This is a genomic window from Sulfurimonas sp., assembly GCF_026988655.1.
Lineage (GTDB): Bacteria > Campylobacterota > Campylobacteria > Campylobacterales > Sulfurimonadaceae > Sulfurimonas.
Genome location: NZ_JALSKT010000050.1, coordinates 1 through 12,661, shown reverse-complemented (window position 1 = coordinate 12,661; position 12,661 = coordinate 1). Strand labels below are relative to the sequence as shown.

Below are 12,661 nucleotides of genomic sequence, written 5' to 3'. Positions count from 1 at the left end.
CGGGTTTAAACTTCCCTTCGGGCAAAGAGCAAATAGCCCTATTGCGTCGTTAGATTCCTTTGGATTAACCAGTTAGTCCTGCAGAAATCTGCCTAGCACTAGAGCTATTTGCTCTTTGCTGAATTTGGGGTTATTTATGGAGATGTACTTAAAACATAAAAAAAGCATTAATAGACAATTATTATATTGTTTTAGAAGAAGAATTTCTAGGAATAAGTGTATATAATTTTGCAAATTAAATAAAATAGGTGAATGATTATGAAAAGTATTAGAAAAGTTTTAATTGCAAATAGAGGTGAAATCGCTTTACGGATTATTAGAGCATGTAAGGAACTTGGCATCAAGAGCGTATCAGTTTTCTCTGAAGCAGATTTAGCAGGTGTTTGGGTCAGAAAAGCTGATGAAGCATACCCTCTCATAGGAAATCATGTAGATGTTTATCTTAATTATGCAAAAATTATAGATGTAGCAAAAAGAGCAAACTGTGATGCTATTCATCCTGGGTATGGATTTTTATCAGAAAGTGCTGAATTCGCAGAGGCATGTGAAAAAAATGGGATAATTTTTATTGGACCACGAGCTGAACATATTGCCTTATTTGGAGATAAAATAGCATCGAAAGTTGCAATGAAAAAAGTCGGTGTTCCCGTACTTGAAGGAACTGATGAACCCATAGCTGATATTGGTGAAGGTGAAAAGATAGCACAGTCCATTGGGTTTCCAGTAATCATTAAAGCTGCGTTTGGTGGTGGAGGGCGAGGAATGCGTATCGTTCGTGAAGCTTCTGAATTTCGAGAACTTTATGAATCTGCAACAAATGAAGCTATAAAGTACTTTGGCAAAGGGGAGATGTTTATAGAAAAATTTGTTGAAAATCCAAGACATATTGAAGTGCAAGTCATAGCAGACAAATACGGAAATGTTGTCCATTTAGGAGAGAGAGATTGTTCCATTCAAAGACGACATCAAAAAGTTATTGAGATTGCACCTAGTCCTAGTTTAAATGAAAAAACACGTGAAAAAATTTCTAAGATTGCGGTAGATGCTGTAAAAAAAGTTGGTTATGAAAGTGTTGGAACTGTTGAATTTTTAGTCGATGCACAAGACAATATCTTTTTTATAGAGATGAATACTCGTGTACAAGTTGAACATCCAGTTACTGAAATAATTTCAGCTATTGATATCATCCAGAGAATGATAGAGATTGCAGGCGGTGATACACTAAAGTATAAACAAGAAGAGATACTCTTACGTGGATTTGCCATTGAATTTAGAATAAATGCAGAAGATCCAAAAAATAATTTTATGCCTGCTATTGGTACGATTACAAATTATATGGCACCGGGAGGTCCTGGTGTTCGTTTAGATACAAGTGTGTATAGTGGCTATACTATTCCTCCATATTATGATTCTATGGTTGGAAAACTTATTGTGTTTGCACTTGATTGGGATGGTGTTGTTAAAAAAGCAACACGAGCTTTAGATGAATTTGTCATTGATGGAATTAAAACAAATATTCCTTTGCATAGGGCTATTGTTCGTGATGAGGATTTCAAACAAGGGAATTTTAATACAAGCTATTTAGAGCAAAAACTTGACAAGTTTAATTTGGATGCAATTAACTTCATGGAAGATGAAGAGAAAAAATTAGAGACACTCACAAAACTAATGGATAAAATGAAATCGAATAAGCAATTTGTGATGCAGGGAAAAGAGCCTCTTTTTTAAAGAGATTCTTTTTTAGAATGTTTGTTTTGTGATAGTCCTTGAGCTGAAATATCGTAAAAGGTATTCAACACTAAAAGCAAGAGCAAACATAATGATGAGATAGTATGCAATCTCTGGCATAATTTTATATGTAGAATAGAGTGTTATTCCTGCCACTCCAAACATAGAAATAATAGCTAAAATTACGATGGACTTTTTTGCGCCTGTCTCTTTTATGAGATTAAGATGGGCTATGTGTGCTGAACCTTGGACAATTAACATGACAATAGCTGCAACGGTAGTGATTTGTGAGATATTAAAAAAAAGTATCATAGGAATGATTAGTAAGCTACTGATAATAAGCCCTTCGAAAGATTCTAACACGTTATATTCATAAATATCTGGTAAATTTCCCTCTTTTGCCATGGTGTAGCCAATATCTGAAACAGCATAGAGTGTCGCATTTATTGCAGAAGCAGTAGCTAACAGAGCAGTAACTGCCATAATTTTAAAGCCCCATTCCCCAAAAAGAGGTTTGGCAGCTTCAGCAAGTGCATAATCTTTTGTTTTTATAATTTCAGACAGAGGCAAGTTTCCTAAAACCGATATACTTGTAATAATATAGAGCAATGCTACAACAATGATAGCAACAAACATAGATTTTATCATAGTGGTCTGAGGGTTTTTCATATCTTCAACTGTATTGGTTATCACACTGAAGCCTTGATAGGCAAAAAAGGTTATCCCAATGGCAAAGAACATTCCGCTAATAGGTGGCATATCTGTGATACTTAATAGTTCAGGCTTGATTGTAAAAAGCGTAGCAATTGCAAAAAAGATTAATACACCTACTTTTAGTATTACAATAAAGTTTTCAGATTTCGAAACAAAAGATGCACCAATAAGATTGATGAGTGTAAAAAGAGCGACAATCCCTACTGCAAAACTATTGATCCAAAAAGTACTTGGATTGACTAAAAAAGTTGCACTATAAGTTCCAAAAGATTTTGCTACGGCAGCAATGGCAACAAGCTGAGAAAAGTAAAACATCACTCCCAAAGAACCTGAAAAAAGATTTTCACCAAAGCCTTGCACGAGGTACTCTACAATGCCACCACGGGATTGATAGCGTACAGCAAGTTTTGCTAATGAGTAGCCACTCAGTAGCGCAATGATGCCACCAAAGACAAAAGAGAGCCAGACGATATTTCCAGCCATTGATCCAGCTTGACCAATGACTATGAAAATACCAGCTCCTACCATGGAACCAATGCCTAAAAAAACAGCACTCCAAACTCCAAATGCTTTTTGTTTGTTCATTTTATTTATTCATTTTTTGAAATATCGAACCTGTAACTAAAAGAGCAATACCATCAAAAAAGAGACTAAAACCAACAAGTAAACCAATAAGGTATGCAGAGGTAAAGGGCCATCCAACAATAAATAAAATCCCTATTAACATGGAAAAGATTGCATTTATAAGCCACCAAATCCATCCATTAGCAGGACGCATACTTAAAGCAAGGGAAAAACTTGCAAAAGAATCCATAAAAAAGTAGATGGCTAAAAGTAAACCTACAGTTCCAACTCCTGTCATAGGATAAAAAATCATTAAAGCACCAATACCAAAGAGTATTAAACTTTTTAACCAACCTAAGTAATCACTTTTATCTGTGATATAGGTAAAGTAAGCCGCCATAAAACCAGAAAAGATCATAAGCCACGCAACAAAAGTCACTGTCGCTAAGGTCATAAATACAGGGTATATAATACCCACCAAACCAAGAATAATAAAAATCACACCCGTAATTTTTGAATATTTACTAAATGTATCAAACAAATTCTCATCTATAGGATATTTCCACATATCTTGCTCCTTTTAAAACATATACGTTAATTCTAGCACAGTAAAGTTATCTTGAATGCTATTTAGGTAACATTAATAGCATATGATTTTTATTTGGGAAGAAAGTGCTATATGATTGTTAAGTAATTGTTGCTATAATCGCATATTAAATTTTACAATTAAAGGATAAAAGATGAGTAATTATGCAGCATTATTTGAAGATGAAGATGATATTTTTGGAGGTTCTCCAAGATCAAAATTTATGGATGTAGTCTTTAATGCTAACAATGACGTTGTTAGAATGGAATTAGAAAAGTTTGTTGAAAAAGTTGCAGCTATGGAGTTGATGCTTGAAGAACAGATAGGTGAAGATATTGATACGGCAGTTTCAAGATATAAAAGTGCTCATTTAGATGAAGTTGATACAAAAACAAAAAGTATATTTGTAGAATTAATGGGTGCTGTGCTTTCACAAAGTGAATAATTATAAACGAATATTCCCTATATATATGATGCTGGTGTTACTAACCGGCATTGTATATGCAAATGATTATAGAGAAATACGGAAATTTTCTTTAAAAAAGGATGAGCAAAAGAAAATTCTTGTAAAATACGATTTAAAAGAAAGACTTTTTAAATTTAGGTGGACTTTATTTGTCAATGACGGGCTTGTTATGCATCGTTCTTATGATAAGATTGTTTCACAAAATATTCTTTATCTTAACGGAAGAAACCAAAGTGTTCATCAAGAGTTAATGACACGTGGGGCACACGGTTATGAAGTACCGTATCTTCTACTTAAATTTAAAAAGTTTGACATGAAAAAACATGAAGCTTTATTTGAACTCTTTTTATATGACAAGCAGAGTGAAATAAAGTTAGAAATTTTAAAAAATAAAGACGAGATGAATGCAAAAAGTTGAACAAGAGATATCACGACTGATAAATGAATGTAAATATGACGAAGTAACAAAACTTTTTAACACTTTAAGTGGTGGTAAACGATTACGAGCTAAACTGATTTTGAAAATTGCAAAAGAGTCTGAAGATGCTCCGCTTTTAGCAGCAATAGTTGAGCTCATTCATGCAGCTTCTCTTTTACACGATGATGTGATAGATGAAGCAGATACTCGCCGTGGAGTTGCTTCTGTGAATGCAACTGAGGGGAGTAAGATAGCTGTCATGCTTGGGGATGTTTTATATTCTAAGGCCTTTACAGAACTTGTTGCATTTGATAAAGATGTGGCAAAAACGATTGCTGCTTCTGTTACTGCACTTTCTAAGGGTGAGATGATGGATGTCAAAATGGCACAAATATTTAACAGCGATGAAAAACAATATCTCGAAATGCTTTATCTCAAAACAGCAACATTAATTGAAGCTGCTGCAAAAGCAAGTGCTTTACTTGTTGGAAAAGATGCACAAAAATATGCAATTTATGGAAAAAATCTTGGATTATCTTTTCAAATTATTGATGATATTTTAGATATTACTTCTAATGAAGCAACACTTGGAAAACCCGCTATGAACGATTTTGTTGAGGGAAAATGTACTTTACCATACATTTATTTGTATGAATCCCTTGGAAATGAAGATAAAGAAAAACTACTGCGTTTACATGGTAAAAAAATAAGCGCGCAGGAGTCTGCATGGATACTCACACAGATGAGAGAGCATAAAACGATAGAAAAATCCTTCAAACTTGCACAAAAACTCTCAGATGAAGCAAAAGAGCTTGTTGCTGATGATGAGGATTTGGTGAATATTTTAAATACTATGATAAAAAGAAGTTATTAATGCATTACTTAACTATAAGTTTCTCACATAAAAACAGCGACATAGCTTTTCGAGAAAAGCTTGCCTATAGCGATACTGAAAAAGAGAGTTGTTTGAAAAAGCTTCTACAATCACCACATATAAGTGAAGCTGTTCTTGTGTCAACTTGCAATAGAATGGAATTTTTTGTGACTTGTAGTGATATAAAAGAGGCGACAAATCATATTTCTACTCTTTTAGAATTAAAAAGTCAGCTCAGTAGAGATGAGTTGATAGAACATGCTGAAATTGTTGATGATAGCATGGCTATTCACCACCTTTTTGCTGTTGCAAGTTCTATTGACTCTATGGTTGTTGGTGAAACACAGATAGCAGGACAACTTAAAGATGCTTTTAGATTTTCTCAAGAACGTGGTTATTCTGATAAGAAAATTTCACGTGCAATGAGTCATGCTTTTAAATGTGCAGCCAAAGTGAGAAATTTTACAGATATATCTTCAAAACCGGTCTCAGTTGCTTCTGTGGCAATAGGGCAGATTAAAGCCAAAGTAGATAATTTATCCCAGAAAAAAGCCCTCGTTATTGGTGTTGGTGAAATGAGCGAGATTTGTGCAAAGCATTTAATCTCAGATGGGGTTGAAACATACATAACAAATCGTACGAAACACAATGCAGAAACTCTAGCCAAAGAGTGTGCTGCAAAAGTCTATGATTTTGGTGATCTGCATAAAGCTGTGAATGAGTTTGACATCATTTTTACGGCTACTAGTGCGTCATATCCTATTATTACAGAAGATTTAATTGAAAAAAAAGAATTTAAAAGATTTTGGTTTGATTTAGCAATTCCTAGAGATATTGACATTTCACAAAGAGATGATATTTATCTTTTTGTTGTAGATGATATTGAAGAAATCATCGATGAAAATAAGGCTGAGAGAGAGAAATATGTTAGACAGGCTCATGGGATAGTTGGAAAAGGTGTCGTAGAATTTTATGAGTGGCTTGATGCTTTGAATGTCGAACCAATAATAAAAGAAATATATATAAAAGCACATGAAGCTGCAGCCATTGAAACACAAAGGGTTCTCTCAAAAGGTTTTATCCCAAAAGAGTATGAAGCAGAAGTTAAAAAAATGGCAGAGCAGACTGTAAAAAGATTTTTGCATGAGATGACAAAAAAGATGCGTGATGCTTCTCATGAAGCTAAAAGTGATACGGTTACTGGGGCATTTCAGTATATTCTCAATGAAAAAAATGACAATATCCCAGATAAATATCAACATTATATAAAAAAATAAAAAGGATTAGATTTGAGAAGAAGCAAAGCTTTTATACCTACAACAAAAGAAGCACCATCTGATGCGCAGTTAGCAAGTCATATATTCTTATCACGAGCTGGATTTGTAACACAGGTTGCAAGTGGACTTTACAATTATCTTCCTTTAGCTAAAAGAGTTATCAGAAAAATTGAAAACATAATTAATGAAGAGATGGCTAAAGTTGGTGCTCAAGAAGTTGAGCTTAGCTTTGTGACACCTGCAGATCTTTGGGCAGAGAGTGGAAGAATTGAGAAGTTTGGAAAAGAGCTACTGCGTTTCAAAGATAGAAAGAACAATCTTTTTGTTTTAGGACCGACTCACGAAGAGATGATGGTGGACTTAGTGCGCAACCGTGTAACTTCATACAAAAATCTTCCTTTAAATTTATATCAAATTAAAACAAAGTTTCGTGATGAAGCACGTCCTCGTTTTGGATTGATGCGTGGTCGTGAGTTTATAATGAAAGATGCCTATTCTTTTCATGCTTCTAATGAAGACTTAGACAGAGAATTTGATGCTATGGAAGCAGCGTATAAAAAGATACTGACTCGTTTAGGACTTGATTTTAGAGTTGTTGAAGCAGATAGTGGTGCTATAGGTGGGAGTGGCTCAAAAGAGTTAATGGTCATAGCTGATAGTGGTGAAGATACGATTGCTGTCTGCTCAAAATGTGAATATGGTGCAAATATTGAAGCAGCTAAACGCAGTGCTAGAGGAAATATACCAGAAGCTCCAGAAGCTGAATTTAACAAATTTTTGACTCCGAATATAAAAACTATAGATGAACTTGCAGAGTTTTTTAAAGTAGATGCGTACTATACTGTAAAATGTGTAGCTAAAAGAGTTGTGTATGCGGATGAAAGTGAAATTGTTCTTTTCTTTGTAAGAGGCTGTGATAACCTTCAAGAAGCAAAAGCGCATAATGCAACTGACGCGCTTGATATCGTTGATGTAACAGAAGAAGAACTTGCTGAATTAGGACTTGTTCCAGGTTTTATTGGACCTCTTGATCAAGATAAAGCAAAGCATGTGATAGACAGTGATCTTAAAAATGCAGCACATATGATTTGTGGTGCAAATGAAGTGGACAATCACTTTGTGGGTGTTGATATGAGTGTGTTAAGTGAGACTGCATACTTTGCTGATATTGCAGAAGTCAATGAAGGTGATATCTGCCCTGATTGTGATGGAGTGCTTACATTTACAAAAGGGATTGAAGTTGGTCATATTTTTAAACTTGGCACAACATACAGCGAAGCATTAAACGCAAAATTTTTAGATGAAAATGGAAAAGCTCAGCCTTTTATCATGGGAACATATGGTATGGGTGTATCACGTTTAGTTGCAGCGGTAGTAGAACAACATCATGATGATAATGGATGTATTTGGACAAAAGAGACTGCACCATATATAGTGAATATTATGATTTCAAATATTAAAGATGAGGCCCAAGTGGCACTCGGTGAATCACTGTATGCACAATTACAAGATGCGAATGTAGATGTGATGATAGATGATAGAAAAGAGCGTTTTGGTTTTAAAATGAAAGATGCTGAACTTATAGGCTTTCCATATACTGTTATTATTGGGAAGGAACTTGTTAACGGTGAAGTTCAAATATTTGACAGAAAAAGCACAGAAAAAACAGCTGTAAAAAGTGATATGATTTTTACTAAAGTGATGGAACTTCTTTAATGCCTTATTTTATAATTTATCTTTTTCTAGAAGTTTTAGTATCTGTACAAATTTCATCGGCAATCGGTGGATTGGCAACATTTTTTGAGATACTCTTTACTGCGTTTGTAGGTATATCTATCTTGGTAAACTTTAGAAAAACATTAGTGGAAAATATGAGTGCAGTTTCTTACAACTGCATAGACTTAGCGGAGTTTCAAAGATTAAATCTTTTTACCCTTATTGGAGCGATATTACTCATCATTCCTGGTTTTTTAACAGATATTTTAGGTGTTTTATTACAATTTAGCGCATTAACGAGTATGATTGTTAACCGTTATAATGTAAAATCTGGTAAATGTAATACTTCTTTTAAAGAAGAACAAATTGATAAACAAAAGGATTCAGATGTCATTGACGTGGAAATTATTAGCGATAGCTCTACTACTAAGTAGTTCTATACATGCACAAGCTACTGGAGATAAGGTAGAGGAATTTTTAGAAGACCAGTTTGGTGAGAACCCAAGACTAGAATCAGTTGACGTAAAAGTAGACGATACGGTTCCTTTGAAAAATCAAAAAGGTTGGAGTGCCTATATTGTAGATGTACATGCTAGATTAAAAGATAAGAAAAAAAGTCTTATAAAACAAAAAATGATTTGGTTCTCAAATGGATCAATGATTACGAAAGATTTATTGGATATTAATACAGGTGAAAACTTATCTGAAAGTGTGAAGCCAAAATTTAAACCAGCATATTATACAAAAGAAAACCTTATTTATGGAAATGAAAATGCAAAGCATAAGGTGGTAATCTTTTCAGATCCTTTATGCCCTTTTTGTAAAGGTTTTGTCCCTGGTGCTATAAAAGATATGAAAAAAGATCCAGAAAAATTTGCAGTATATTATTATCATTTTCCATTGACTCGTTTACACCCTGCATCAGTTACATTGGTAAAAGCTGCTGCTGCGGCAGAACTACAAGGAGTAAAGGATGTGGTTTTAAAACTTTATACAGTGAAAATCAATCCAAGAGAAAAAGATGAGAAAAAGATCTTAGCTGCGTTTAATAAAGTGGAAGGAACAAAATTAAGTGTTGAAGATATTAATACTCCTGAAGTAAAAAAGATTGTTTCCTTTGATGTTACAGTCGCAAATGATTTGATGGTTGCTGGAACACCTACTGTCTACCTTGATGGTAAGATTGATAAAACCAAGAAAAAATATTTGAAAGTTCAATAATGAAAAAATTAACAATTGCAACACGTGTATCAGATCTTGCTTTGTGGCAGGCATATCATATAAAAGATAGAATAGAAAAAAGTTATCCTGAAATAGAAGTAGTACTTAATAAAATTGTTAGCAATGGTGATAAAGTTTTGGATAAGCCTCTTGCACTTATAGGTGGAAAAGGTCATTTTACCAAAGAACTTGAAGATGAAATGCTTGCTGGTAATGCTGAAATCGCAGTACATAGTCTTAAAGATGTTCCTACATATATTCCTGAAGGTTTAGAACTCATTGCTGTAACACAAAGGCAAGACCAAAGTGATGTTTTTTTATCACATAAGTATGCCACTCTTGAAGAGTTACCTCAGGGCGCAGTAGTAGGAACAACAAGTCTAAGACGTAGAATGCAACTACTGCAAAAAAGACCAGACTTACAAGTAAAAGATTTACGAGGAAATGTAAATACAAGACTTCGTAAACTGAGTGAAGGGCAATATGATGCAATTATTTTGGCGTGGATAGGTCTGAATAGACTTGATTTGTTAAAAGATATTCCATTTACAGATAAGCTCTCTCTTGATATGATGATACCACCTATGGGACAAGCTGCTCTTGGTATAGAGATAGTCAGTGCAAATGAGACTGTAAGAAAAATAGCTCTGAGTTTAAATGATGAAAATACTTATCTTTGTACGCGAATAGAGAGAGATTTTATCTCCAACATTGGGGCTGGATGTTCTGCTCCAGTTGCATGTAACGCAGTTGTTGATGGTGAAAATGTTGTATTTAGAACGATGATAGGTTTTGCTGATGGCACACATATTATGCAAGAACATGTTGTCAAAAAGATACAAGAGAGTAAAAATTTAGGCGCAGAACTTGCAAAAAAAATGATAGACAATGGCGCATTAGAGCTCTTAAAAGCCGCAGAAGAAACAGCATTTAAAGAAGAAATGCCGCAACGACTCTAAAAAGCTTAATAGAGAGACTGTATGAGTTTCTCTTTATCTACACTCTCTTTAGCTTTTTTTGTATCTACACTCTCTTTCACATCTTTCATTGATACATCACTTCCTTTTGATACAGCTTGCATAGCTTTTTCTTTATCTATAGAACTTGATGCTTTTTCTTTATCGACAGAATTAACAACACCTGTCATATCAAATGCTAAAAGCATTGAAGAAGTTAGTGAAGCTATTAGTAAAAGTTTTTTCATGAAATTATCCTTATTTTTTTTGGCATTATAGCAAAAATAATATTGTAAATAATGTGATATAATTCATTTAGAAAATTAGTTAATAAAAAGATTTAAAATATGAAAAGAACGATAGCACTTTTAAAAAAAAATGATGAACTCAAAGTTATAGAAACAGAAGTTGACATATATCTTGAAATACCTCACTTGGCCTATGCTGAAGTCAAAAAAGAAGATGGTGGGAAAGCTCTACTTTTTACAAATGTAGTAGATAAAAAAAATGATAAAAAGTTTGATGAACCAGTAATGATGAATGTGTTTGGTTCATATAAACGTTGTGAACTTCTTTTTGGACGAACGATAGAGTCGGTTGCAGATGAAATAACAAAACTTTTACATATGAAACCGCCTGCTGGATTTATGCAAAAACTATCCATGGCAAGTGAATTGTTTTCACTAAAAAATATTTTCCCCAAACGTCTTAAAGGTGAGGGTGAATGTCAAGAGATAAAATATCTTGATGATGCAGTTGATTTATATAAATTACCAGTTTTAACAACATGGGAACAAGATGGTGGCCCTTTTATTACTATGGGGCAGGTTTACACACAAAGTCTTGATGGTTCGATGGTGAACCTTGGGATGTATCGATTACAAGTTTATGATAAAAATCGTCTTGGAATGCACTGGCAAATTCATAAGGACTCTTCACATTTTTTTGATCAGTATCAAAAAGCAGGAAAAAAGATGCCGGTTTCTATTGCTATAGGTGGAAATCCTCTTTATACGTGGTGTGCAACCGCTCCCCTTCCTTATGGGGTGAATGAGCTGCTTATGTATGGACTTATTACTAAAAATCCAGCACAACTTGTAAAATCAATCACTACACCTTTGTATATTCCAAAAGATGTTGATTATGTCATTGAAGGTTGGGTAAACCCTGATGAGATGAAAATTGAAGGACCATTTGGAGATCATACAGGCTACTATACGCTCGAAGAACCATATCCAGTTCTTGATGTTACGGCTATCACAATGAAAAAAGAGAGAACATTTCTTGCCACTGTAGTGGGTAAGCCACCTTTAGAAGATAAATATATGGGCTGGGCAACAGGGAAAATATTTTTCCCTCTTTTAAAAACAACTGTTCCTGATCTTATTGACTATCATATGCCTGAAAATGCAGGTTTTCACAACCTTATACTTGCAAAAATGCAACCACTCTATAAAGGACATGCAAAACAGTTTATGCACGCTTTTTGGGGTGCAGGTCAGATGAGTTTTGTAAAACATGCCATCTTTGTTGATGAAAAAGCTCCTACTTTAGAAAATTACGAAGCCTTTTCAACTTATGTTTTAAACAGATTTACACCTAAATCTATGTTTATCACTGAAGGTATACTCGATGCACTCGATCATTCTTCTCCTGAGACTTTAGTCGGTGGAAAACTTGGAATAGATGCCACACTAGCAAATAAAGTAGAACCACCACAGCTTTTAGCTGAAGATGAACTGCTAAAACGTGTACAAGAAATTTTACCAGATGTTCTAGACTTACATCAGTTTATGCGTCGTACGAATAATCCTATCACAGTCATAAGTGTCAAGAAAACGAAAAATGTAAAAGAGTACTTTGATGCACTAGTACAGCTTAGTCCTCATTTGAGAGTTGTTGTATTTGTAGATGCTAAGAAAAATGATATTAGAGATTCTTATATGATTATTTGGCGTGTTACTAATAATATGGATGCACAGCGTGATATTCACATCTCTGGATTAATGGTTGGTATTGATGGAACAAATAAAAATGCCTTAGATGGGTTTACGCGTCGATGGCCTGATGATGTTGAGTGTACCCAGAGTGTTGTTAAAGAGTTAAAAGAAAAATCTCTTTGGGATTTAGAAGAAAAATTG

The 12,661-nt window shown here is 34.2% G+C and carries 13 protein-coding genes; 10 read left to right on the top strand and 3 right to left on the bottom strand.

Annotated features, from left to right (window positions below):
• Positions 1-258: 258 nt before the first annotated feature.
• Positions 259-1,728 (top strand): acetyl-CoA carboxylase biotin carboxylase subunit, encoded by a 1,470-nt coding sequence (locus MV052_RS05400; protein WP_297441707.1) that lies wholly within the window; start codon positions 259-261, stop codon positions 1,726-1,728.
• A gap of 12 nt (positions 1,729-1,740) precedes the next feature.
• Here MV052_RS05400 and MV052_RS05395 read toward each other — a convergent pair whose 3' ends face one another.
• Both MV052_RS05395 and MV052_RS05390 read right to left on the bottom strand, forming a co-directional pair.
• Positions 1,741-3,027 carry an APC family permease gene (locus tag MV052_RS05395; RefSeq protein ID WP_297441705.1) on the bottom strand — a complete coding sequence of 429 codons (1,287 nt, stop codon included), beginning with the start codon at positions 3,025-3,027 and terminating at the stop codon, positions 1,741-1,743.
• A 1-nt stretch (position 3,028) separates the two neighbouring features.
• A complete protein-coding gene (locus MV052_RS05390) occupies positions 3,029-3,574 on the bottom strand; it encodes a DUF308 domain-containing protein (protein ID WP_297441703.1) in 546 nt (181 codons plus the stop codon).
• 172 nt (positions 3,575-3,746) lie between these two features.
• On the opposite strand from MV052_RS05390, the gene MV052_RS05385 reads away from it, so the two are divergent.
• Genes MV052_RS05385 through hemC form a run of 8 tightly spaced genes read left to right on the top strand, consistent with a single transcriptional unit; the run spans position 3,747 to position 10,523 of the window.
• Entirely contained in the window at positions 3,747-4,037 is a 291-nt protein-coding gene (locus MV052_RS05385; protein ID WP_297441701.1) for a DUF2018 family protein, read from the top strand.
• 25 nt (positions 4,038-4,062) lie between these two features.
• Positions 4,063-4,476 (top strand): hypothetical protein, encoded by a 414-nt coding sequence (locus MV052_RS05380; RefSeq protein WP_297441699.1) that lies wholly within the window; start codon positions 4,063-4,065, stop codon positions 4,474-4,476.
• Positions 4,463-5,350: a polyprenyl synthetase family protein gene (locus MV052_RS05375; protein ID WP_297441698.1), complete on the top strand. Its 888-nt coding sequence runs from the start codon at positions 4,463-4,465 to the stop codon at positions 5,348-5,350. Before MV052_RS05380 ends, MV052_RS05375 begins: the two co-directional genes overlap by 14 nt.
• Complete coding sequence (hemA, locus tag MV052_RS05370) at positions 5,350-6,627, top strand: glutamyl-tRNA reductase (protein WP_297441697.1); 1,278 nt, start codon at positions 5,350-5,352, stop codon at positions 6,625-6,627. Before MV052_RS05375 ends, hemA begins: the two co-directional genes overlap by 1 nt.
• Positions 6,628-6,639: 12 nt before the next feature.
• Entirely contained in the window at positions 6,640-8,343 is a 1,704-nt protein-coding gene (locus tag MV052_RS05365; protein ID WP_297441695.1) for a proline--tRNA ligase, read from the top strand.
• Positions 8,343-8,777, top strand: coding sequence for an FxsA family protein (locus MV052_RS05360; protein ID WP_297441694.1), 435 nt, complete (start codon positions 8,343-8,345; stop codon positions 8,775-8,777). The genes MV052_RS05365 and MV052_RS05360 overlap by 1 nt, the downstream gene beginning before the upstream one ends.
• Positions 8,731-9,564, top strand: coding sequence for a DsbA family protein (locus MV052_RS05355; RefSeq protein ID WP_297441692.1), 834 nt, complete (start codon positions 8,731-8,733; stop codon positions 9,562-9,564). Before MV052_RS05360 ends, MV052_RS05355 begins: the two co-directional genes overlap by 47 nt.
• Complete coding sequence (gene hemC, locus MV052_RS05350; protein ID WP_297441689.1) at positions 9,564-10,523, top strand: hydroxymethylbilane synthase; 960 nt, start codon at positions 9,564-9,566, stop codon at positions 10,521-10,523. The genes MV052_RS05355 and hemC overlap by 1 nt, the downstream gene beginning before the upstream one ends.
• A gap of 5 nt (positions 10,524-10,528) precedes the next feature.
• Here hemC and MV052_RS05345 read toward each other — a convergent pair whose 3' ends face one another.
• Entirely contained in the window at positions 10,529-10,768 is a 240-nt protein-coding gene (locus tag MV052_RS05345; RefSeq protein WP_297441688.1) for a hypothetical protein, read from the bottom strand.
• 99 nt (positions 10,769-10,867) lie between these two features.
• On the opposite strand from MV052_RS05345, the gene MV052_RS05340 reads away from it, so the two are divergent.
• Positions 10,868-12,661, top strand: a 1,794-nt coding sequence (locus tag MV052_RS05340; RefSeq protein WP_297441687.1) for a menaquinone biosynthesis decarboxylase, incomplete at its 3' end; no start/stop codon positions are given.